This window comes from Bradyrhizobium sp. MI1.7, from assembly GCF_055811795.1.
Genome location: NZ_JBVVPO010000041.1, coordinates 1 through 20,832, shown reverse-complemented (window position 1 = coordinate 20,832; position 20,832 = coordinate 1). Strand labels below are relative to the sequence as shown.

Annotated in this window: 18 protein-coding genes and 1 pseudogene; 7 read left to right on the top strand and 12 right to left on the bottom strand. The window is 65.8% G+C overall.

Annotated features, from left to right (window positions below; genetic code table 11):
• The 4 genes and pseudogenes from AC0L3X_RS30155 to AC0L3X_RS30140 form a co-directional block, all read right to left on the bottom strand.
• Positions 1-607 (bottom strand): annotated as a pseudogene (locus AC0L3X_RS30155) (enoyl-CoA hydratase-related protein); the annotation flags it as partial.
• 155 nt (positions 608-762) lie between these two features.
• Positions 763-1,971 (bottom strand): acetyl-CoA C-acetyltransferase, encoded by a 1,209-nt coding sequence (locus AC0L3X_RS30150; protein WP_231143818.1) that lies wholly within the window; start codon positions 1,969-1,971, stop codon positions 763-765.
• Positions 1,972-2,040: 69 nt separating this feature from the next.
• Positions 2,041-3,831 carry an acyl-CoA dehydrogenase C-terminal domain-containing protein gene (locus AC0L3X_RS30145; protein WP_063980753.1) on the bottom strand — a complete coding sequence of 597 codons (1,791 nt, stop codon included), beginning with the start codon at positions 3,829-3,831 and terminating at the stop codon, positions 2,041-2,043.
• Between the two features lie 40 nt (positions 3,832-3,871).
• Complete coding sequence (locus tag AC0L3X_RS30140; RefSeq protein WP_063980754.1) at positions 3,872-4,258, bottom strand: nuclear transport factor 2 family protein; 387 nt, start codon at positions 4,256-4,258, stop codon at positions 3,872-3,874.
• A 195-nt stretch (positions 4,259-4,453) separates the two neighbouring features.
• Between AC0L3X_RS30140 and AC0L3X_RS30135 the strand changes: the two genes are divergently transcribed.
• Positions 4,454-5,044: a PadR family transcriptional regulator gene (locus tag AC0L3X_RS30135; protein WP_063980755.1), complete on the top strand. Its 591-nt coding sequence runs from the start codon at positions 4,454-4,456 to the stop codon at positions 5,042-5,044.
• Positions 5,045-5,057: 13 nt separating this feature from the next.
• Here AC0L3X_RS30135 and AC0L3X_RS30130 read toward each other — a convergent pair whose 3' ends face one another.
• On the bottom strand, positions 5,058-5,807 hold the full coding sequence (locus tag AC0L3X_RS30130; protein ID WP_063980756.1) for an outer membrane protein: 750 nt from the start codon (positions 5,805-5,807) through the stop codon (positions 5,058-5,060).
• A 319-nt stretch (positions 5,808-6,126) separates the two neighbouring features.
• Between AC0L3X_RS30130 and AC0L3X_RS30125 the strand changes: the two genes are divergently transcribed.
• From AC0L3X_RS30125 to AC0L3X_RS30115, 3 genes are all read left to right on the top strand, one after another.
• The gene (locus AC0L3X_RS30125) at positions 6,127-9,639 is read left to right on the top strand and encodes a tetratricopeptide repeat protein (protein ID WP_354131621.1); all 3,513 of its coding nucleotides are present in this window, start codon (positions 6,127-6,129) and stop codon (positions 9,637-9,639) included.
• Between the two features lie 299 nt (positions 9,640-9,938).
• Positions 9,939-10,856 (top strand): sulfite exporter TauE/SafE family protein, encoded by a 918-nt coding sequence (locus AC0L3X_RS30120; RefSeq protein WP_063980758.1) that lies wholly within the window; start codon positions 9,939-9,941, stop codon positions 10,854-10,856.
• Positions 10,853-11,623: a TIGR02186 family protein gene (locus tag AC0L3X_RS30115; RefSeq protein WP_063980759.1), complete on the top strand. Its 771-nt coding sequence runs from the start codon at positions 10,853-10,855 to the stop codon at positions 11,621-11,623. The genes AC0L3X_RS30120 and AC0L3X_RS30115 overlap by 4 nt, the downstream gene beginning before the upstream one ends.
• A 159-nt stretch (positions 11,624-11,782) precedes the next feature.
• Here AC0L3X_RS30115 and AC0L3X_RS30110 read toward each other — a convergent pair whose 3' ends face one another.
• Both AC0L3X_RS30110 and AC0L3X_RS30105 read right to left on the bottom strand, forming a co-directional pair.
• Positions 11,783-12,556: an MBL fold metallo-hydrolase gene (locus AC0L3X_RS30110; RefSeq protein WP_063980760.1), complete on the bottom strand. Its 774-nt coding sequence runs from the start codon at positions 12,554-12,556 to the stop codon at positions 11,783-11,785.
• A gap of 13 nt (positions 12,557-12,569) precedes the next feature.
• Positions 12,570-13,481, bottom strand: coding sequence for a DMT family transporter (locus AC0L3X_RS30105; RefSeq protein ID WP_063980761.1), 912 nt, complete (start codon positions 13,479-13,481; stop codon positions 12,570-12,572).
• A gap of 98 nt (positions 13,482-13,579) precedes the next feature.
• On the opposite strand from AC0L3X_RS30105, the gene AC0L3X_RS30100 reads away from it, so the two are divergent.
• Positions 13,580-14,443, top strand: a complete 864-nt coding sequence (locus AC0L3X_RS30100) for a LysR family transcriptional regulator (protein WP_063986047.1) — start codon at positions 13,580-13,582, stop codon at positions 14,441-14,443.
• Here the strand turns inward: AC0L3X_RS30100 and AC0L3X_RS30095 are convergent, their stop codons facing one another.
• From AC0L3X_RS30095 to AC0L3X_RS30075, 5 genes are all read right to left on the bottom strand, one after another.
• Positions 14,444-15,010 carry a nucleotidyltransferase family protein gene (locus AC0L3X_RS30095; protein WP_063986048.1) on the bottom strand — a complete coding sequence of 189 codons (567 nt, stop codon included), beginning with the start codon at positions 15,008-15,010 and terminating at the stop codon, positions 14,444-14,446.
• A gap of 12 nt (positions 15,011-15,022) precedes the next feature.
• Positions 15,023-15,364 carry an MmcQ/YjbR family DNA-binding protein gene (locus AC0L3X_RS30090; RefSeq protein ID WP_231143820.1) on the bottom strand — a complete coding sequence of 114 codons (342 nt, stop codon included), beginning with the start codon at positions 15,362-15,364 and terminating at the stop codon, positions 15,023-15,025.
• 23 nt (positions 15,365-15,387) lie between these two features.
• The gene (lepB, locus tag AC0L3X_RS30085; protein ID WP_063980763.1) at positions 15,388-16,164 is read right to left on the bottom strand and encodes a signal peptidase I; all 777 of its coding nucleotides are present in this window, start codon (positions 16,162-16,164) and stop codon (positions 15,388-15,390) included.
• On the bottom strand, positions 16,161-17,588 hold the full coding sequence (tldD, locus tag AC0L3X_RS30080) for a metalloprotease TldD (RefSeq protein ID WP_063986049.1): 1,428 nt from the start codon (positions 17,586-17,588) through the stop codon (positions 16,161-16,163). Before tldD ends, lepB begins: the two co-directional genes overlap by 4 nt.
• 120 nt (positions 17,589-17,708) lie before the next feature.
• The gene (locus AC0L3X_RS30075) at positions 17,709-18,242 is read right to left on the bottom strand and encodes an invasion associated locus B family protein (protein WP_063986050.1); all 534 of its coding nucleotides are present in this window, start codon (positions 18,240-18,242) and stop codon (positions 17,709-17,711) included.
• 447 nt (positions 18,243-18,689) lie between these two features.
• Between AC0L3X_RS30075 and coxB the strand changes: the two genes are divergently transcribed.
• Both coxB and AC0L3X_RS30065 read left to right on the top strand, forming a co-directional pair.
• On the top strand, positions 18,690-19,529 hold the full coding sequence (gene coxB, locus AC0L3X_RS30070) for a cytochrome c oxidase subunit II (protein ID WP_063980764.1): 840 nt from the start codon (positions 18,690-18,692) through the stop codon (positions 19,527-19,529).
• A gap of 87 nt (positions 19,530-19,616) precedes the next feature.
• A partial coding sequence (locus tag AC0L3X_RS30065; protein ID WP_473317075.1) for a cytochrome c oxidase subunit I occupies positions 19,617-20,832 on the top strand: 1,216 nt, incomplete at its 3' end.

Sequence of the window (20,832 nt, the reverse complement as noted above, 5' to 3'; positions counted from 1 at the left end):
TCCTTTTTTGATACTCTTTTTACTGCTGCTGTTCCTCCCGCGCGTCGTCCCCGCTACTCTTTGGCTGTCTCCCGCGGCCCCCCGCCCCCCCCCCGGGGGGGGGGGGCGGGGGGGCGGCCCCCCGGGCGCCGGGGAACAGGCCGACCTTGACCTCGGGCAGGCCGAGGCGCGTCTTGGGATTTTCCGCCGCGACGCGGTAGTGGCAGCACAGCGTGATCTCGAAACCGCCGCCGAGCGCGAGGCCGTTGATCGCGGCCGCCCACGGCTTGCCGGAGGTCTCGATCGAACGCAGCACCTGCGAGAAGCGCCGGCTCTGGTCGAACAGCATCTGGTTTGCGGCGGTCTCGTCCTGCTCCTTCAAGACCTTGGCGTAGGCCTGGTTCATGCCCTCGAGCATCGACAGGTCGGCGCCGGCGCAGAACGCCTCCTTGGCGGAGGTGATGACGACGCCCTTCACGGCGGCGTCGGCCGTGGTTTCCTTGACGATCGCATCGAGCTCGCTGGTCGAGGTCTCGTCGAGCACGTTCATCGAACGGCCCGGGATGTCCCAGGTGACGAGCGCGATGCCGTCGGAATCGGTCTCAACCCTAAAGTTCTTGTAAGCCATGTTGGTTGCTCCTCGGTGCCGCAGCCGATCTCAGGCGCGGCGGTTGACTTGAGATCTCGTAGGATGGGCAAAGGCGCTCTTGCGCCGTGCCCACCATCCTTCGCGGAGACAGCAATGGTGGGCACGCTTCGCTTTGCCCACCCTACGGCAGCTCGTTAGACGCGCTCGATGATGGTCGCGGTGCCCATGCCGCCGCCGATGCACAGCGTCACCAAGGCGGTCGCCTTGTTGGTGCGCTCGAGCTCGTCGAGCACGGTGCCCAAAATCATCGCGCCGGTGGCGCCAAGCGGATGGCCGAGTGCGATCGCGCCGCCATTGACGTTGATCTTGGCGTTGTCGATGTCGAAGGCCTGGATGTAGCGCAGCACGACGGAGGCGAAGGCTTCGTTGAGCTCGAACAGGTCGATGTCCGACTTCTTCATGCCCGAACGCGCGAACAGCTTCTCGGTGACGTCGACCGGACCGGTCAGCATCATCGCCGGCTCGGAGCCGACATTGGCGAAGGCGCGGATCTTTGCGCGCGGCTTCAGGCCGTACTTGCTACCCGCTTCCTTGCTGCCGAGCAGCACGGCGCCGGCGCCGTCGACGATACCCGACGAGTTGCCGGCGTGGTGCACGTAGTTCACGCGCTCGATTTCCGGGTGCGACTGCACCGCGACGCCGTCAAAGCCGCCCATCTGCGCCATCATCGTGAACGACGGCTGAAGCTGTGCCAGCGACTGCATCGTCGTCGAGGGCCGCATGTGCTCGTCCTTGGCGAGGATGGTGAGGCCGTTGATGTCCTTCACGGGCACGATGGACCTGTTGAACCGGCCCTCGTCCCAGGCCTTGCCGGCGCGCTGCTGGCTCTGCACGGCATAGGCGTCGACGTCGTCGCGCGAGAAGCCGTACTTCGTGGCGATCAGATCGGCCGAGACGCCCTGCGGCATGAAGTAGGCCGGCACCGCCATCGACGGGTCCATCGGCCAGGCGCCACCGGAGGCGCCGATGCCGACGCGGCTCATGGATTCGGCGCCGCCACCGATCACCAGCTCATGCTGGCCGCTCATCACCTGGGCTGCGGCAAAATTCACGGCGTCGAGGCCGGAAGCACAGAAGCGGCTGATCTGCACGCCGGGCACGGCTTCGCCTAGGCCGGCCTTGAGCGCGGCGAAGCGCGCGATATCGCTGCCGGCTTCGCCGACGGGGTCGACCACGCCGAGCACGACGTCGTCGACGGAATCTTCCGGCAAGTTGTTGCGGTCCTTCAGCGCCTTCAGCGGCACGGTGGCGAGCGCGAGCGCCGTCACCTCGTGCAGCGCGCCGTCTGCCTTGCCGCGGCCGCGCGGGGTTCGGACGTGGTCGTAAATATAGGCATCTGCCATGGGAGCCTCCTGATTGCAGTTATTGGTTACGACCGCGGCGCGGTCGGATCATTGGCGAAGCGGGAAGCCTCAGAAAGCTTCCGCCGGCAGTTCCATGATGGTGGCGCAGCCGGCCTGGATGCGCGCGAGATTGGCGGCGGTCTCCGGCAGCATGCGCTCCATGAAGAAGCGGCCGGTGACGAGCTTGGTCGAGAGATAGGGCGTCGCTCCGCTCGCGGCAATCTTCGCCTGCGTCACCTTGGCCATCTTCGCCCACATGTAGCCGAGCGCGACGAAGCCGAAGAGATGCAGGTAATCGGTTGCGGCAGCGCCCGCATTGTCCGGCTTCGCCATCGCGTTCTGCATCAGCCAGGTCGTGGCCTGCTGGAGATGGCCGAGCGAGGCCGAGAGCGGGGTGATGAATGGCTTGAGCGCCTCGTCGCCGCCGTTCTCCTTGGCGAAGGCCATGACCTCGCCGAAGAAGGCCATGATGGCACGGCCGCCGTCGCGCGGCAGCTTGCGGCCGACGAGGTCGAGCGCCTGGATGCCGTTGGCGCCTTCATAGATCATGGCGATGCGGGCATCGCGCACGAACTGCTCCATGCCCTGCTCGGCAATGTAGCCGTGGCCGCCATACATCTGCTGCGCCTGCACCGCGTTGGCAAAGCCGTAATCGGTGAGGAAGCCCTTCAGCACGGGCGTCATCAGGCCCATGTGGTCGTCGGCGGCCTGGCGGTCCTTGGGATCTTCGGAGCGATGGGCGACGTCGCTCTTCAGCGCGGTCCACATCACGAAGGCGCGCGCCGCCTCGTTGAAGGCGCGGATCGAGAGCAGCGTGCGGCGCACGTCGGGATGCACGATGATCGGGTCGGCCTGCTTGTCCGGCGCCTTCACGCCGGTCAGCGAGCGGCCCTGGATGCGCTCGCGGGCATAGGCGACCGCGTTCTGATAGGCGACCTCGGACTGCGCGAGACCCTGAACGGCGACGCCGAGGCGGGCCTCGTTCATCATCACGAACATGCCCTGCATGCCCTTGTTCTCTTCGCCGATCAGCCAGCCGGTGGCGCTGTCGTAGTTCATCACGCAGGTGGAATTGCCGTGAATGCCCATCTTGTGCTCGATCGAGCCGCACACCACGCCGTTGCGTGCGCCGACCGAACCATCGGCATTGACCATGAATTTCGGCACCACGAACAGCGACACGCCCTTGATGCCGGCCGGTGCGCCCTCGATGCGGGCGAGCACGAGGTGGATGATGTTGGGGGCGAGGTCATGCTCACCGGCCGAGATGAAGATCTTCGTGCCCGTGATCTTGAAGCTGCCGTCGGGCTGGCGGACCGCCTTGGTGCGGAGCATGCCGAGATCGGTGCCGCAATGCGGCTCGGTCAGGTTCATGGTGCCGGTCCACTCGCCCGCCACCATCTTCGGCACGTAGGTCTGCTTCTGCTCAGGCGAGCCGTGCACGATCAGCGCCGCGGTCGCGCCCATGGTGAGGCCGCCATACATCGAGAACGCCATGTTGGCGGAGATCTGGAATTCGTTGACCGCCTGGCTCAGCGTCACCGGCAGACCCTGGCCGCCGAACTCGGTCGGCGCCGACAGGCCAAGCCAACCGCCCTCTGCCACTTGCTTGAAGGCGTCCTTGAAGCCCTTCGGCGTGGTGACGCTGCCGTCATCGGCGCGCTTGCAGCCTTCGAGATCGCCCACACGATTCAGCGGCTGCAGCACCTCTTCGGCGAGCTTGGCGGCTTCGCCGAGAATGGCTTCGCGCACGTCGCTCGACGCGTCGGAGAAGCCGGCGAGATTGTCGTAGCGATCGATCTGGAAGACGTCGTTGAGCAGGAAGTTCACGTCTTCGACGGGGGCTTTGTAGATCGGCATGATGGTCTCCCGGCAGGCGGTCTGAAGTGATGATGTTGACTTATGATTGAGCGGCGGCCAACTGCTCCGCCATCAGGCGGTGCAGCATGTTGATCGCCTTGAGCGGACGCACCATCACCTTGAAATTGGTGATGCGTCCCTCGGCATCGAAGGTGATGATGTCGACACCGTTGATCTCGATGCCGTCGATGACATTCTTGAATTCGAGCACCGCGCCATTGGCGCTTTTCCACTCGCCGACATAGGTGAAGCCGGGACCGCCGAGCACCTTCTCGGCACTGGCGAGATATTTGAAGGTGATGTCGCGTCCACGCTGCGGCGAATGCACCACGGGGCTTTCGAACACGGCGTCAGGATGGAGCAGGTCCCAGAGCGCGGCGCGGTCGTGGGACTTCATAAAGGCGTACCAGGAATCGAGGCCGGTCATTCTCAGGTGCCTCCCTTAGTCAAAGGCCTTCTTGATCAAAGGCCTTGGCAAAAACGCGAAAACAACCCCATGCACAGTAGCGCGATGGCCGATAAGGGCGGGTCTGAAGCCCGCCTCATATGCACATTGACGCATATGCACCGATGCGCATAAAGTCAAGTCAATTGGTCGGGACCTCGAAATGGAGCTGGTGCCATGGCGCTCGGCGACGCAATCCTCGCATGCCTGACGGAACGTCCGATGACGGGCTACGAGCTCGCCAAGACATTCGATTCCTCGATCGGCTTCTTCTGGAAAGCCGACCACCAGCAAATCTACCGCGAGCTCTCGAAGCTGCGCGACCGCGGCTACATCCAGGGCCGCGAGGTCGTGCAATCGGGCAAGCCCAACAAACTGATTTATACGCTGACTCCCGAGGGCCGAACAGCGCTGCGGCACTGGGCCGCGCGGCCGAGCACACCGCCCTCGATCAAGGACGACCTGCTGGTGCGGCTGCACGCGCTCGACAGCATCGACATCGAGCCCATGCGCACCGATCTGATGGCCCGGCTGGAGCACCACCGCGACCGGCACGAGAATTACGAGCGGATCCTCAAGAAGCGATTTCCCGAGGGCTCGGCGTCGGGCGTGCTCGACCTCGGCAATCTGCTGCTGCTTCAGCTCGGTGCCCGCCACGAGCAGATGGTGGCCGATTTCTGCGAAGAGGCGCTCCAGGCGCTATCGGCGATGAGCGGCAAGGGCGCGGTCGTGCCGCTGGAGGACGGCAAGCGCGAGGGGAAAGGCTAGCTCTTCAGCGCCCTTAGTACTTCGTGACAACAGGCCTATCCCAGTTGAACCGGACATTGACGCCGGCGCGGACGATGTCGTCCGTCAGCCTGACGTCGCGCGTGACGGCGCCGCTGATCGGCGGATCGACATATCGTTTGCTGCCAAAATCGACGTGCACATATTCGAGCTTGAGGGTCACGGCGCCCCAGGTATCGACATAGGCCGCCCATTCACCACCGAGCCCGGCCGCCAGGCCGGTGCGGGTATGGGAGCTGGTGACCTGCACCACTTGGTTGGACACGGTGACCTCGGTACCGGCGAAGGCGATACCGGCCGTGCCATAGATCAGAAACTGATCGAGCGCGTAACCGACACGGCCGCGGAACATATCGATCCATTTTTCCCGCGTGCCGCTCGTCACCCCGACGTTGAAGGGCGGCAGATCCTGCACCTTGCCGTGCTGGTTGGTCCATGACGCGTCGTTCTCGAAGCCGAGCACGGTCTTTTCGATCTGGAAATCGCAGCCGAAGACGCCGCCCGCGACGGCAGCACCGCTGAGATTGAAAGTCCCTGTGATCGTTGGCCCGGAGTCGTCGCCGGCGCGCCGGACATGCTCGCTCTTGCCCCAGTTGCCGCCGCCCTGGATGCCGACATAGCAGCTGGTCCAATTGTATCCCGCGGGCGCCGGTGCCTTCACCGCAGGCGCTGCCGCCGGGGCATCGGCGGCAACAGCATGCGATGCCAGTCCGGCCGCCATCGCGGCCACGAGCAACCTTTTCATGTCAGCCAACAATCCAGTCAGGCAAGAACCCGCCCGTGGATCGGGCCGCTCTCTATCCATTGAGACGTGCGGACCGGGCGCGTGGCGAAATCTTTGTCGGGACGCAGCTTTGGGGCGGGGCCAGCGGCGGCAATCGGGTTCCCGGCGCCCAACTTTAAGACACCGGCAACGCGTTCCTTAACCCGTTATTTACCGTAACAGGAAAAAGTCGGTTTTCGAGGCAGACGACCCGCGCCAAATCCGATTGTCTTCACAACCGGCACGCGTGGGGAGGCTGGAGGCGCCGGGTGGGGCGCCGGAGTCGGAACCGGACAGAGTCATGAATTCGCGCGTATCGTGGAGTGTTGACGGCATCGATCCATCCGTCAGGGAGCGGGCCGAAGCTGCTGCGCGTCGTGCCGGCATGTCACTCAACGATTGGCTGAACTCCACGCTCGGCGAGACGGCCCCGCCGAATTTTCGCGGACCTTACGATCAACGCCAAGAACAACGTCAAGACCAGCGTCAAGAGCAGCGCCAGGATCAGCGCCCGCAACAGATGCCGAGCCAGGAGAGCCGCGACGTCGCCGATATCCACCAGCGGCTCGACGCGATCACCCAGCAGATCGAACGGATTTCAAAGCCCGCGCCGCGCCAAGATGCTTCACGACAGGACGCGTCGCGACCAGACGTCTCGCGCGAGCAGGGCGTCGCGCGCCAGCTCAACGACGCGATCTCGCGGCTCGATGCGCGGCTGTCGCAAATCTCAAAGCCGCAGCAGCCTCAGCGGCCGGCACCGGCTCCGGCACCCGTCGAGACGCGCCAGCGCCAGGCCGATATGGTCGAGCGCGCGGCCGCACAGGTCTATCGCAATTCACCTCCCTTGAGCCCCGCGTCGTTCGACGTTGCCGTCGCCGAGATCACGGCACGGCAGAGCGAGCTCGACGGCTTTACGCCGCGGCAGATGCCGCCACGCGCCGCGCCCTCGATTGCACCGACGGCAGCTCCTTTCGCGCCCCCGATGGCGCCGCCCGCGCCTGCCTATGCGCCGCCGCCCCCGCAGCCGGGGCCGGATTTTTCGTCGCTCGAGCGCCATCTGCTCAAGATCACGAGCCAGATCGAGTCGCTTCAGCGCCCTGACAACACCGAGCAGGCGATCAACGCTTTCCGCAGCGAGCTTGCCGAGATCCGCCACGCCATCACCGAGGCGATGCCGCGCCGCGCGATCGAATCTATCGAGAATGAGATCCGCTCGCTGCACCGTCGCATCGACGAGACCCGCTCGTCCGGGACGGACGGCCAGGTCCTGTCGGGCATCGAGCACGCGTTGTCCGAGATCAAGCAGGTGCTGCGCACGCTGACGCCGGCCGAGCAGCTCACCGGCTATGACGAGGCGATCCGCAACCTCGGCGCCAAGCTCGATCTGATCCTGCGCGCCAATGACGACCCGTCGACGGTGCGCCAGCTCGAAGGCGCGATCTCGGCGCTGCGCGGCATCGTCTCCAACGTCGCCTCCAACGAAGCCCTGGCGCGTCTTTCCGATGACGTGCAGCTGCTGTCCTCCAAGGTCGACCAGGTCACCCGCTCGTCCGGCCCCAGCGACAGCTTTGCGGTACTGGAGCAGCGCATCGCGGCCCTCACCGCCGCGCTGGAAACGCGCGAGCGGCCGCAGCCCACCGAGAGCAGCGAGCATCTCGAAGCCGCGATCCGCGCGCTGTCGGACCGTTTCGACCGCATGCAGGTCGGCAACGATTCCGCGTCGACCTTTGCGCATCTCGAACAGCGGGTCTCGTATCTGCTGGAGCGGATCGAGGCCGCCTCCGATCCGCGCAACGGCAATCTAAGCCGCGTCGAGGACGGGCTGCACGACATCCTGCGGCATCTGGAGCGGCAGCAGGCGACCTATTCCGCCCTCGCCGAAAGCCGCAATTCGGCGCCGTCTGCCGATCCCGGCATGGTCGATCTGGTCAAGCGCGAGCTCTCCGACATCCGCTTCAGCCAGGCCGAGACCAACCGCAGCACCCAGGATTCGCTCGAGGCCGTGCACAGCGCGCTCGGCCATGTCGTCGATCGCCTCTCGATGATCGAGGGTGATCTGCGCGCGGTGCGCACGGCGCCGCCGGCACCCGCACCGCAGCCGATGCCCAGTTCGACGTCCATGTCGATGCCAATGGCCGCGCCCATGGAGCCCCCGCCTGTCGCGCGCGAGCCGTGGCAGCAGCCACAGCAGCAGCCGAAATACGATCCGAAGCCAGAGCTGCAGAACCCGGCCGCCGCGCAACAGCCGCCACAGGGCGCCTTCGTCGCCGCGCCGCGCGAATTCCATGCCGCCGCACCGGCCGCGCCGCCGCCGGTGCCAACCGCACCGCCCGTTCCGCCGCGTGCGATCAGCGAGATCCTCGAGCCGCACACGGCGCCCGCGCGCGCCGCGCTCGCACCGGAATTGCCGCCGGACCATCCGCTCGAGCCGGGCACACGGCCGGGCGGCCGCGTCGCCACGCCCTCGGAGCGCATTGCCGCGTCCGAAAGCGCGATCAGCGAAATCCCCGCCGCGCCGAAAGAGCCGGTGTCGTCGTCGAGCTTTATCGCGGCCGCACGCCGCGCCGCGCAGGCCGCCGCCGCGCAGCCGGAAAAGCCGGCCCGCGGTGCCAAGGCAAGTGCAAAGGCAGCTGCCAAGGCGGCCATCGCAGGCCGCGCCAAGGACACGGGCCAGGAAGGCGGCTCGACCATCACCTCGAAGATCCGCTCGCTGCTGGTCGGCGCCAGCGTGGTCGTGATCGTGCTCGGCACCTTCAAGATGGCGATGAATCTGCTCGATGGCGGCAGCCCGCCGCCGTCACCGCAGGCGATGGAGAATTCGTCGAGCGCGCCCGCGCCGCAGGCTCCGCCGCCGCCGGTCGAGGCCAGGCCTGCCACGCCCGAGCAGGTCACGCCGTCGATGACCTCGCCGACGCCGATCGGGAAGCAGTCGCTGAATAATCCCGCGCCCGCTCCCGTGGCAGGGTCGGGCAGCTCGGCTTCGGTCGAAATCCCGCCGGTCCCCGCGACGCCACCACCGCCTGCGGCGAGCAACGACGTCACCGGCGCGCTGTCGGGCGCGAGCCGCGCGAGGCTCGGTATGATCCAGGTGCCGCCGAGCGAGAAGCTCCCTGACGGCATCGGCGGTCCGGTGCTGCGCACCGCCGCGATGAAGGGCGATGCGACCGCGGCCTACGAGATCGGCGTGCGCTTTGCCGAGGGCAAGGGCGTCGCTGCGAATTACGATGAAGCCGCCAAATGGTACGACCGCGCGGCGCAGGCCGGCGTGGTGCCCGCGACCTTCCGCCTCGGCACGCTCTATGAGAAGGGCCTCGGGGTGAAGAAGGACGCCGACATCGCCCGCCGCTACTACACGCAGGCCGCCGAGCGCGGGAACGCCAAGGCGATGCACAATCTCGCGGTGCTCGACGCCGATGGCGGCGGACGCGGCGCCAATTACAAGAGCGCGGCGCAGTGGTTCCGCAAGGCCGCCGATCGCGGCGTCGCCGACAGCCAGTTCAACCTCGGCATCCTCTATGCCCGCGGTATCGGCGTGGAGCAGAACCTCGCCGAATCCTACAAATGGTTCACTCTCGCAGCCGCCCAGGGTGACGCGGATGCGTCCGGCAAGCGCGACGACGTCGCCAAGCGGCTCGATCCGCAGTCGCTCGCCGCCGCCAAGCTCGCGATCCAGACTTTCAGCGCCGAGCCGCAGCCTGACGATGCCGTCAATGTTCCTGCCCCGAACGGCGGCTGGGACAGCGCGCCGCAGGCAAACGCAAAGCCCGCGCCGAAGCCGGTCGCGACCAAGCGCTCGGCCTCGGCGGCGCACTAAAGCGCACTCTCACTCCTCATGGTGAGGAGCGCGCCCTGGCGCGCGTAGCGGACGATGCTTCGCATCGCCGCGAGAACCATGCAGGCCCCCACCACCGATCCGGGCCTCGCCCTTCGAGACGCCTGCTGCGCAGGCTCCTCAGGGTGAGGGGAGACAGCTCGCGCGCCACGTTCACCACGCCCTAAATTCATGGTCCCGCCCGACAACGAATTCCGCTATTGAAGGGCGCGGCAATCGTTCCGACCGTCCGGCGAGCATTCCCGCGCAATCGATCCATTTCGCCGGAGTGTGGTCCTTCGATGCAGCTCTATCTCCCGATCGCCGATCTGCCGGTCAACATCTTCCTGGTGCTGGCGATGGGTGCGGCGGTTGGCTTCGTCTCCGGCATGTTCGGGATCGGCGGCGGCTTCCTGATGACGCCGCTTCTGATCTTCATCGGGATCACTCCGGCGGTCGCGGTCGCCTCCGTTGCGAGCCACATCGCGGCGTCCTCCTTTTCCGGTGCGTTGTCCTACTGGCGGCGGCGCGCGATCGACCCGGCGCTCGCGAGCGTGTTGTTATGCGGCGGTGTCACCGGCACGGCGCTCGGGGTGTGGTCCTTCACGCAGCTTCGTGCGCTCGGCCAGCTCGATCTGATGATCGCGTTGTCCTACGTGGTGCTGCTCACCACGGTCGGCAGCCTGATGTTCTCCGAGGGCCTGCGCGCCCTGATGCGGACCCGTCGCGGCGCGGTGCCGCCACGGCGCACGCACAGCTGGATCCACGGCCTGCCGCTGAAAATGCGGTTCAAGCGCTCGAAGATCTACCTCTCGGTTATTCCTGTCGTGATCGTCGGCATCGTGATCGGCTTCATCGGCGCCATCATGGGCATCGGCGGCGGCTTCATCCTGGTGCCGATCATGATCTATCTGCTGCGGGTGCCGACTTCGACCGTGATCGGGACCTCGATGGTCCTGACGCTGGTCACGATGCTGTTCGCGACCTTGCTGCACGCGGTGACCAATCACCTCGTCGACGCGGTGCTGGCGCTGATCCTGATGGTCGGCGGCGTCACCGGCGCGCAGTTCGGCGCCCGCGCCGGCCAGAAGATCCGCGGCGAGCAGCTGCGGCTGTTGCTGGGCCTGCTGATCCTTTCGGTCGGCGTCCGCTTCGCCATCGAGCTGGTGATCCGGCCCGAGGATCTCTTCACCATCCGTGAATTGGGAGTGAGCGGATGATGCGCGCAGCTCTCGCAGTCCTTCTCGTCCTGCTGCTGGGCTCAGCCGCGCGTGCCGAGCGACTGATCGTGTCGGTCTCCAACCATCGCGTCACGGTGACGCCGAACTATTCCGGCGAGGAACTGGTGCTGTTCGGCTCGGTCGAGAAGGACGCCTCCACGCCCGCGGATCGAAAGAGCTACGATCTCGTCGTCACCGTGATGGGCCCGCGCGCCGACATGGTCACGCGGCGCAAGGAGCGTACCTTCGGCATCTGGATCAACACCGACTACCGGCAGTTCCTGGCGGTGCCGAGCTATCTCGCGCTGTTCGCCAACCGCCCCTTCGATGTCATCACCTCGCCCGAGATCGCGCGGCGGCAGCAGATCGGGCTCAACAACGTGCTGCTGACCCAACGGGTCAGCGGCGACTATGCCGACGTGGTGCCGAACGATGCGTTCCGCTCGGCCTTCATCCGCCTGCGAACCCAGAAAGGTCTCTATCGCGAGGACCCGAGCGCGGTGACGTTCCTGACACCGACGCTGTTTCGTACCGGCATTCCACTGCCGGAGGAGGTGCCGATCGGCACCTATGAGGTGGAAATCAAGCTGTTCGCGAACGGCGCGTTGGTCACCAAGACCGAGACCGCGTTCGAGATCGTCAAGGTCGGCTTCGAGCAGTTCGTCGCGACCAGCGCGCGGCAGCACGGCCTGATCTACGGCCTCGCGACGGCCGCGATGGCGCTGATGACGGGGTGGATGGCGTCGATCGTGTTTCGGAAGGATTAGCGTCCGTCATTGCGAGGAGCACCACTCTCTCCTCCCGTCATCGCCCGGCTCGACCGGGCGATCCAGTATTCCAGAGGCCTTCGTCGAATAGCTCGCTCTCGCAACGACCGCCGCGGCGTACTGGATGCCCCGGTCAAGCCGGGGCATGACAGCTGAGCCTCACGGCGCCTCAACCACCGTCGGCAGGCCCGGCTCCAGCAATCGCAACCGGGTCCCGAAGCCGAGCACATCAAAGGTCTTGCGCAGATCCTCGCCGTCCTGGCGGAAATGCGCCCAGCCCTCGGTATGCAATGGCACGATCATCGCATCCGGAAAGGCGCGCGCCGTCTCGATGGTGTCGTTGGTGTCCATGGTGAGATGGAACGGCCCACGCGTTTGCGCCGCGCCCGCGAACGGCAGCACCACGCCGCATTTGAAGCGGCGCGCGACCTCGGCGACGCCGTCGAACCAGGTGGTGTCGCCGCTGATGTAGACGTCGCTCGTGTCCGTCCGGCTCGAGGACACCACGAAGCCGATGACGTCGCCCGACAGCGGCTCGATGCCGGCCGGGCCGTGGCGCGCCGGCGTCGCGGTGATCGTCAGGGTGTTGCCGTCACGGTCCTTCAGATGCGAGGTCGCCCAGGGCGCGAGGCCCTCGACATGGCCGCCCAGGCGTTTTGCGCCGGCCTCGGTGGTCAGCACGCGCTTTGCGTGTTTGAGAAACGCGCGGCCGGAATTGTCGAGATTGTCCGAGTGCTGGTCGTGGCTGAGCAGGACGGCATCGATCGGGCCGATCGCGTCGGCCTTCAGTGCGGGGCCGATCGTCTTTTCCAGCGTCACATGCGGCAGCTGGTAGGCGCCGGGCGCATCGAAGGTCGGGTCAGTGAGCAGGCGGAAGCCGTCGATCTCGATCAGCGCGGTAGGGCCGCCGATCAGGGTGATGGAAATGGGCATCAGAAAGCTCCTCTTACGCAACGGGCTTTGCGGGGCGCGTCACCAGGTAAATTCCGAGCGCGACCGGGATGATGCCGAGCAGGTCGCGGGCCTCGACATGCTCACCGAGCACGATGTAGGCGAACAGCATGCCGAGCGGCGGCATCAGGAAATGATAGGCGCTCGCAGCCGTTGCGCCACACACTTTCAGGAGATGAAACCAGAGCCAGTAGGCGAGGATCGAGCCGCCGAGCACGAGGAACGCGAAGGCGCCGACCAGGCCCGGGGTGAAATCAATTGCGTGGACGTCGGCGAAGGTGAACGCGACCGGCGTCAGCACGATGCCGGCGGCGAGGTTCTGCACGCCGTTGCCGATCCACAGGCTTCCCTTCGGCGCGAGCAGCTTGAACAGAATCGTGCCGGCGACGATGGAGGCGAGCGAGGCCAGGGTGAAGACGATGCCGTGCAGGGAGTCTGTGCCGACCGACAGGCGATGCCAGACGATCAGGGTGACGCCGGTGATGCCGAGCAGGAGACCGCCCGCCTTGCGCCAAGTCATGCCTTCGCCAAGCAGCAACGCAGCGAGCGCCGCCGTGAATACTGGATTGGCCGAGACGATCAGGCCGCCGAGGCCGGCGGAGACCGATTGCAGGCCGGTGTAGCCGAGCCCGAGATAGAGTGCGTTGTTGGCGATGCCGAGCACGGCAAAGATCGCGGCATCGCGCCAGGACAATGACCAGCCATCACCGCGGATCAGCGTCGCACCGAGGATCAAAATGCCGGCAAGCGAGAAGCGCGCGGCGAGCAGGATCAGCGGCGGGCAATGGGTGACGCCGATCTTGCCGGCGACGAAGGCATAGCTCCAGAGCAGGCAAAACAGTCCGATGGCGAGCGGCAGCGTGTTGAACCGGCTGGGGGCTGCGGGAAGCGAGGTGGCGAGCGACATGAGGGCATTCTCCTGAGCCCTCGATCTAGGGAGACGGCTTGTCATTTGGAAATTAAATGATTAACTTCCAATCAGTGGATTTTCGAATGGAGGCGGCCATGCTCGACCTGGAGCTCCTGCGCAGCTTCGTCTCGGTGGTCGAGGCCGGCGGCTTCACCCGCGCCGGCGAGCGCGTCCACCGCACGCAATCGACCGTCAGCCAGCAGATCAAGCGGCTGGAGGAGGACGTCGGCCAGGTGCTCTTGCACCGTGACGGCAAGGACGTGCGCCCCACTGAGGCCGGCGAACGGCTGCTGTCCTACGCGCGACGGCTGCTCACGCTCGCCGAGGAGGCGCGCGACGTGCTGCGCGAGCCCGACAGCGAGGGCGCGATCCGGCTCGGCATCCCCGAGGATTTTGCGGCGTACCGGCTGGCAAAACTGCTCGGCGCCTTCTCGCGCTCACATCCGGGTCTGCGAATGGACGTGCGCGCCGACCAGAGCAAGAACCTGTCCCGCGACCTCGAACGCGGCGAGCTCGACCTCGCCTTGTTCAAGCGTGAGGCCGGCGCGAAAGGCGCTATCGCGGTGTGGCCGGAGCGGGTGCACTGGGTCACGAGCAAGAGCCATCCGGTCGACGTCAACGCCTCGTCCGTGCCGCTGATCGGATTTCCGCTCGGCTGTCTCTATCGCGCCGGCGCCATCCACGCGCTGGAAAGCGCGGGCCGCGCCTGGCACATGTCCTATTCGTCATCGAGTCTCGCGGGCATCCAGGCTGCGGTCGCAGCCGGCATGGGCTTAAGCATCCTGTCGGAGATGTCGATCCAGTCCGACCACCGCGTGCTGACCGCCAAGGACGGCTTTGAGCCGATCAACCGGACCGAAGTGGCGCTGATGGCCTCGCCCGGTGCCAGCCCCGCAACGCTGCGGCTGGCGGATCGGCTCGCGGAGTTCTGCGACAATGTACAGGCCAAGGCGGCGTGATCACGCCGCGGCAATCACCGTGAGCTCCGGCCACAACGCCTTCCATCGCGCGGCCTTCACCGCGTAACTCGCCGCAGAGAAGTTCGGGCCCGGATTGGGCCGCGCGATCAATCCGGCTATGTCGTCGAAGCCGCGCGGCGCGTAGACCTCGTAGCCGTCGCCTCCGTGCCTCACACCGACTTGCGTGTTCTGGGTGAGGAAACGGTCGATGCCGTCGGTCGAGCAGGTGAGAGGCGGATAGGGCAGGCCGTGCTTGCCGGGATACCAAAGGTGCACGCGCGCCTGGTTGCGGGTCTCGATCTTGACGCCGAGATGCGCGAGCCGCGCATGCAGCGTGCGGATCACGGTGTCCTCCGCCTCCCATGAGGTGTCTGGATCGAAATAGAACACGTCGTAATCGGCGATGCCATGATCGACCGCGCGGTCCGTGAGTACGTTCCACGCCGTCTGCACCAGGCACCCCGACACCAGCCACGCATCGGGAAGCGCGAGCGAGGCGAGCTCGCCGATGATTGCAACATTGACTGGGTTCTTCAGCGCCAGCGTGAGGAAGCGGTCGCGATCCATCGCGGCCATCATTCACGCGCCGGCATCGTACGCCGCTCGTGCGGTCTTCGAGGCGAGGCCGCGCCAGCGCCGCCGCAGGAACGGCTCGACGATCGCGCGCTTCGCCTTGGACAGGCGGATCAGCACGATCGGATAGTCGGCGTAGTGATCGGTGAAATAAAAGATTCTTGGCTGGCTCTCGACCAGCATGGCGCGCTCGTCGATTGGAACGTCGGGCACGACGAGGCTGTCGCCGTCCTCCTTCAGCCGCGCCAGCATCTTCTTGCGCACTTTCAGCGCGGGCGTGCCGTAGGAGGTGCCGTCCTCGACCTCCGGCCACGTCAGTGCAAATTTTCTGACGTCGTCGAAGGTCATTTGATCAAGACCTTGGGATCAGCTCAGTGCACGGCGGTGAAGAACCGCGCGAGCCGGAAGCCGGAGAGCCAGGTCCACACCGGCTGGCCGCGCATGCCGAGATCCCAGGAGCCGAGCACGGCATCCGCGCGTCCGACCAGATTGTCGATCGGCAGCAGACCGACGCCGCCGGAGCGCAGGGGCACGCGGCTGTCGGCGGAATTGTCGCGGTTATCGCCGAGCACGAAGAGGTGGCCGGGCGGCACCGTCACTTCAGGCGTGTTGTCGAGCGGACCGTTGTCGCGCATCTTGAAGATCAGATGCGACACGCCGTTCGGCAGGGTCTCGATGTAGCGGTAGGCCGGCTCGCTGCCGCCATTGTCGTCTTCGGCGGCGCCGACGCCATCCGGCTTCAGCTCGGCGGGACGGTCGTTGATGAAGAGCTGGCCCTGCCGCATCTGGATGCGGTCTCCGGGCAGACCCACGACGCGCTTGACCCAGGCCTGCGAGCGATCGCCGGGCCAGCGGAACACGACGACGTCGCCCTGCTTCGGCGTCTCCGCGAAGACGCGGCCGCTTTCGGGCAGGTTGATCTGGATCGGCAGCGACGAGGTGCCGTAGCCATAGGGGAATTTCGAGGCGAGCAGCGCATCGCCGATCAGGAGCGTCGGCTCCATCGAACCCGACGGTACATAGAACGGCTCGGCGAGTGCGCCCTTGGCGATGAACACGGCGGCGACGATGCCGGCGAGCTGCATCAGCTGACCAGCCCAGCCGCTGCTCTTCCGCTTGGCGGTGACAGTTACCTTCTCAACGCTCATGCGCCCGTTCCACCAACTGTAATACGTTCCATCAGAAGCGACGGCTGGCCGACGCCGACGGGCACGCCCTGACCGTTCTTGCCGCAGGTGCCGATGCCGGTATCCAGCGCGAGATCGTTGCCGATCATGCGGATGCGATGCAGGTCGGTCGGCCCGTTGCCGATCAGCATGGCGCCCTTCAGCGGCGCGCCAATCTTGCCGTTCTCGATCTTGTAGGCCTCGGTGCACTGGAACACGTATTTGCCCGAGGTGATGTCGACCTGGCCGCCGCCGAAATTCGCGGCGAAGACGCCGTTCTTCACGGAGGCGAGGATCTCGGCCGGATCGCGGTCGCCCGCGAGCATGTAGGTGTTGGTCATGCGCGGCATCGGCACATGGGCGTAGCCCTGGCGGCGGCCGTTGCCGGTCGGCTTCATGTTCATCAGGCGCGCGTTCTGGCGGTCCTGCATGTAGCCGACCAGAATGCCGTCCTCGATCAGCACGGTGCGGTTGGTCGGCGTGCCCTCGTCGTCGATCGACAGCGAGCCGCGGCGCGAGGCAATGGTGCCGTCGTCGATCACGGTGACGCCCTTGGCCGCAACCTGCTGGCCCATCAGGCCGGCAAAGGCCGACGTCTTCTTGCGGTTGAAATCGCCTTCGAGGCCATGGCCGACCGCCTCATGCAGCATCACGCCGGGCCAGCCGGCCCCAAGCACGACGTCCATCTCGCCGGCGGGGGCGGGAATCGATTCCAGATTGACCAGGGCTTCGCGCAGCGCGCCGTCGGCGGCGTCGCGCCAGTTCTTGCTCTCGATGAATTCGGCATAGCCGGCGCGGCCGCCATAACCCTTGCTGCCGCTCTCCTGGCGGTCGCCCTGACCGGCGACGACGGAGACGTTGACGCGCACCAGCGGGCGGATGTCGCGATAGCTCTCGCCATCGGGCCGCAGGATCTCGACGACCTGCCAGGTTGCGCCGAGGCTGACGCTGACCTGCCGCACCCGCGGATCCTTGTCGCGTAAGTAAGCGTCGATCTCGGCGAGCAGCTTCACCTTGGTCTCGAAGCCCGGCGCATCCAGCGGATTGTCGTCGGCGTAGAGCCGCACATTGGTATGCGCCGGCGGGGCCGCGAAGCTGCCCGAATAGCCGCCGCGCACGGCAGCGACCGCGTCGGCGGCGCGAATCAGCGCCGGCAGCGACACGTCGGAGGAATGGGCATAGCCGACCGCATCGTCCTTGACGGCGCGCAGGCCAAAGCCCTGCGAGGTGTCATAGGTCGCCTGCTTCAGCCGCCCATTGTCGAACATCAGCGCTTCGGTCTGGCTGTATTCCAGGAACAATTCGCCGTCGTCGGCACCGGCAAGCCCGCGTGCGACCTCGTTGCGGACCTGATCGCGGTCGAGATTGGCGCGGTCGAGCAGGGAGGTGGTGGCTGGATTGGTCATGCGTCCGTCCATTATCGGAAGATGTAGGGCAAGATAATGGTTTCCCGGCGGTTCCGCGAGGGTGCCAGGTGCCACATTACGAAACGATAGGATTCGCCGCGCGCGGACGCGCCTGCCGCCTTATGGCAGCTTGTCATAGCCCTCGCCGAGCCCGTTCAGGCTGAGCGGGAAGCCGATGCCTTCTTCCGGGGTCTCGAAGATGATGAAGGTCGCGGTCTTGGCGGTGCGGAGCTGGCCGAGCAGCTTGTCGTCCATGACGACCTCGGCGACGCAGCCATTGGGCAGACAGCGGACGAAGCCGGCGCGGCCGACGTCCTGGTTGTCGAGCTTCAACCCGAGGCCGGATGGCAGCAGCACGCCGAGTGGGGCGACCACCCGCATCAGCCGGCTCTTCTGGTCGGCGGTCTTGAGCACGATCACGGTGAGGCCGGCATTGGAGCGGTCTTCGGCCACCACGCTCTGGATCAGGGCGCATTGCTCGGTCTGGGCGCCGGGCGGGGTGTCGCAGCGGATCTGCCAGTCGCCATGGACGGAGCGCACCGCGCCCTGCGCATGGGCGAGGCCCGGCAGCGCCATGACGACAATCACCACCAGCAGGGCCGCCAGCATCGTGAGGCCGCTCGCCTGCCTTGCCATGCTTCTCGAAAACCCCATCGGGTCGGTCCCTCTGCTCGCCTGGGTCGCTCGCGCCTGGCGGACTGATACGGGAATGACGGCGTCTTGAAGGCGATTCGCAAGCAAATTCCGCGCCGCCCACACCGCCATCGCCCGCACGAATCAGGTTCCTGCGCGGCTGTCTGCCAGTGCCTACCGCGGGCAATGCCGCTGTCAAGCCGCGGCATCCCGGGAAACGGTATTTTTCTCTGATGTTACTAGGAAATATCTTGCGGGTGATGGCTGACAGGCGGGGCTCAAGACTGCATTGCGATAGATCAAGAATTATGGTTTGAGAGGCTTGATTTCGGCGTTCTAGCGATCTGGCCCCAATTCCTCTTAGAGGTATTCTTGCGCGGCGGTTTGTCAGACGGGCGGATCGAATAAGCGTTTCCCGGAAATAGGGGGATGCACTTGGGGTGATTTCGTTAGGGGAGCGCGAACGGCATGAGGATGTCGATGGGCCATGTGGGCCGGCACTTGCTGGGATTGGCCGTGGCGGGTCTGACGCTGGCGACGGGCGGTGCGGCATATGCCGAGCTCGGGCAGCCGGCGCCGTGGGAATGGACGCTCCAGCAATCCGCCTCGCCGGTGATGGACAACATCGTCTGGTTCCACAACTTTCTGTTCGTGCTGATCACGCTGATCACGCTGTTCGTTCTGGCGTTGCTGGTGATCGTGGTCATGAAGTTCAACGCGAAGGCCAATCCGGTGCCGTCGCGGACCACGCACAACACGCTGATCGAGGTGGCGTGGACGCTCGTTCCGGTGCTGATCCTGGTCGGTATCTCGGTGCCGTCGTTCCGCCTGCTGTTCCTCGAGCTCGACGTGCCGAAGGCGGATTTGACCATCAAGGCCACCGGCAAGCAGTGGTACTGGTCCTATGCCTATCCTGATAACGGCAAGTTCGAGTTCGACTCGCTGATGGCCCAGGACAAGCAGCCCCGCCTGCTCGGCGTCGACAACGAGATGGTGGTGCCGGTCAACAAGGTGATTCGTGTCCAGGTCACCGGCGCGGACGTCATCCACGCCTTTGCGCTGCCGGCTTTCGGCGTCAAGATCGACGCCATTCCGGGGCGGCTGAACGAGACCTGGTTCAAGGCCACCAAGACCGGCATGTTCTACGGCCAGTGCTCGGAGCTCTGCGGCAAGGACCACGCCTTCATGCCGATCGCGATTCGCGTCGTGGAGGACAAGGACTTCGCCTCCTGGGTCGAAACGGCGAAGAAGAAATATGCGAGCGGCGGCACCAGCACTTTCGCCTCGGCGGCCGGCCCGACGCAGTAAGCGCCGGGCGAAGGCTCGAGGGACAGAAAGCGACATAAAGGGCGGGACCGCAGAAGGTCCGAACGGGACGCAAGGCAGGATTTGAAAATGGCAACGAGCGCAGCGGCACACGGCGATCACGCGCAAGACCACGGACATGACGAGCACGCCCATCCGACCGGATGGCGGCGCTATGTCTATTCGACCAACCACAAGGACATCGGTACGATGTACCTGATCTTCGCGGTCATCGCCGGCGTCATCGGTGCCGCCATGTCGATCGCGATCCGTGCCGAGCTGATGTATCCGGGCGTGCAGATCTTCCACGAGACGCACACCTATAATGTGTTCGTGACCTCTCACGGCCTGATCATGATCTTCTTCATGGTCATGCCCGCAATGATCGGCGGCTTCGGCAACTGGTTCGTGCCGCTGATGATCGGCGCGCCCGACATGGCGTTCCCGCGCATGAACAACATCTCGTTCTGGCTGCTGCCGGCCTCCTTCGCGCTGCTGCTGATGTCGACCTTCGTCGAGGGCGAGCCGGGTGCCAACGGCGTCGGCGCCGGCTGGACCATGTATGTGCCGCTGTCGAGCTCCGGCCATCCGGGCCCGGCCGTCGACTTCGCGATCCTGTCGCTGCATCTGGCGGGCGCCTCGTCGATCCTCGGCGCCATCAACTTCATCACCACGATCTTCAACATGCGCGCGCCGGGCATGACCCTGCACAAGATGCCGCTGTTCGTGTGGTCGATCCTGGTGACGGTGTTCCTGCTGCTGTTGTCGCTGCCGGTGCTCGCCGGTGCGATCACCATGCTGCTCACCGACCGCAATTTCGGCACGACGTTCTTCGCGCCCGACGGCGGCGGCGACCCCGTGCTGTTCCAGCATCTGTTCTGGTTCTTCGGTCACCCCGAGGTGTACATCCTGATCCTGCCCGCCTTCGGCATGGTCAGCCAGATCGTCTCGACCTTCTCGCGCAAGCCCGTGTTCGGCTATCTCGGCATGGCCTACGCCATGGTCGCGATCGGCGGCATCGGCTTCGTGGTCTGGGCGCACCACATGTACACGGTCGGCATGTCCTCGGCGACGCAGGCCTATTTCGTCGCCGCGACGATGGTCATCGCGGTTCCGACCGGCGTGAAGATCTTCTCGTGGATCGCCACGATGTGGGGCGGCTCGATCGAGTTCCGTGCGCCGATGATCTGGGCGGTGGGCTTCATCTTCCTGTTCACTGTCGGCGGTGTCACCGGCGTCGTGCTGGCGAATGCCGGCGTCGACCGCGTGCTCCAGGAGACCTACTACGTCGTTGCGCACTTCCATT

What these genes read in the sequence shown, in the direction of transcription:
- AC0L3X_RS30150 (WP_231143818.1), bottom strand. Translation starts at nt 1,971, where the DNA reads ATGGCAGATGCCTATATTTACGACCACGTCCGAACCCCGCGCGGCCGC.
- AC0L3X_RS30145 (WP_063980753.1), bottom strand. Translation starts at nt 3,831, where the DNA reads ATGCCGATCTACAAAGCCCCCGTCGAAGACGTGAACTTCCTGCTCAAC.
- AC0L3X_RS30140 (WP_063980754.1), bottom strand. Translation starts at nt 4,258, where the DNA reads ATGACCGGCCTCGATTCCTGGTACGCCTTTATGAAGTCCCACGACCGC.
- AC0L3X_RS30135 (WP_063980755.1), top strand. Translation starts at nt 4,454, where the DNA reads ATGGCGCTCGGCGACGCAATCCTCGCATGCCTGACGGAACGTCCGATG.
- AC0L3X_RS30130 (WP_063980756.1), bottom strand. Translation starts at nt 5,807, where the DNA reads ATGAAAAGGTTGCTCGTGGCCGCGATGGCGGCCGGACTGGCATCGCAT.
- AC0L3X_RS30125 (WP_354131621.1), top strand. Translation starts at nt 6,127, where the DNA reads ATGAATTCGCGCGTATCGTGGAGTGTTGACGGCATCGATCCATCCGTC.
- AC0L3X_RS30120 (WP_063980758.1), top strand. Translation starts at nt 9,939, where the DNA reads ATGCAGCTCTATCTCCCGATCGCCGATCTGCCGGTCAACATCTTCCTG.
- AC0L3X_RS30115 (WP_063980759.1), top strand. Translation starts at nt 10,853, where the DNA reads ATGATGCGCGCAGCTCTCGCAGTCCTTCTCGTCCTGCTGCTGGGCTCA.
- AC0L3X_RS30110 (WP_063980760.1), bottom strand. Translation starts at nt 12,556, where the DNA reads ATGCCCATTTCCATCACCCTGATCGGCGGCCCTACCGCGCTGATCGAG.
- AC0L3X_RS30105 (WP_063980761.1), bottom strand. Translation starts at nt 13,481, where the DNA reads ATGTCGCTCGCCACCTCGCTTCCCGCAGCCCCCAGCCGGTTCAACACG.
- AC0L3X_RS30100 (WP_063986047.1), top strand. Translation starts at nt 13,580, where the DNA reads ATGCTCGACCTGGAGCTCCTGCGCAGCTTCGTCTCGGTGGTCGAGGCC.
- AC0L3X_RS30095 (WP_063986048.1), bottom strand. Translation starts at nt 15,010, where the DNA reads ATGGATCGCGACCGCTTCCTCACGCTGGCGCTGAAGAACCCAGTCAAT.
- AC0L3X_RS30090 (WP_231143820.1), bottom strand. Translation starts at nt 15,364, where the DNA reads ATGACCTTCGACGACGTCAGAAAATTTGCACTGACGTGGCCGGAGGTC.
- lepB (WP_063980763.1), bottom strand. Translation starts at nt 16,164, where the DNA reads ATGAGCGTTGAGAAGGTAACTGTCACCGCCAAGCGGAAGAGCAGCGGC.
- tldD (WP_063986049.1), bottom strand. Translation starts at nt 17,588, where the DNA reads ATGACCAATCCAGCCACCACCTCCCTGCTCGACCGCGCCAATCTCGAC.
- AC0L3X_RS30075 (WP_063986050.1), bottom strand. Translation starts at nt 18,242, where the DNA reads ATGGGGTTTTCGAGAAGCATGGCAAGGCAGGCGAGCGGCCTCACGATG.
- coxB (WP_063980764.1), top strand. Translation starts at nt 18,690, where the DNA reads ATGAGGATGTCGATGGGCCATGTGGGCCGGCACTTGCTGGGATTGGCC.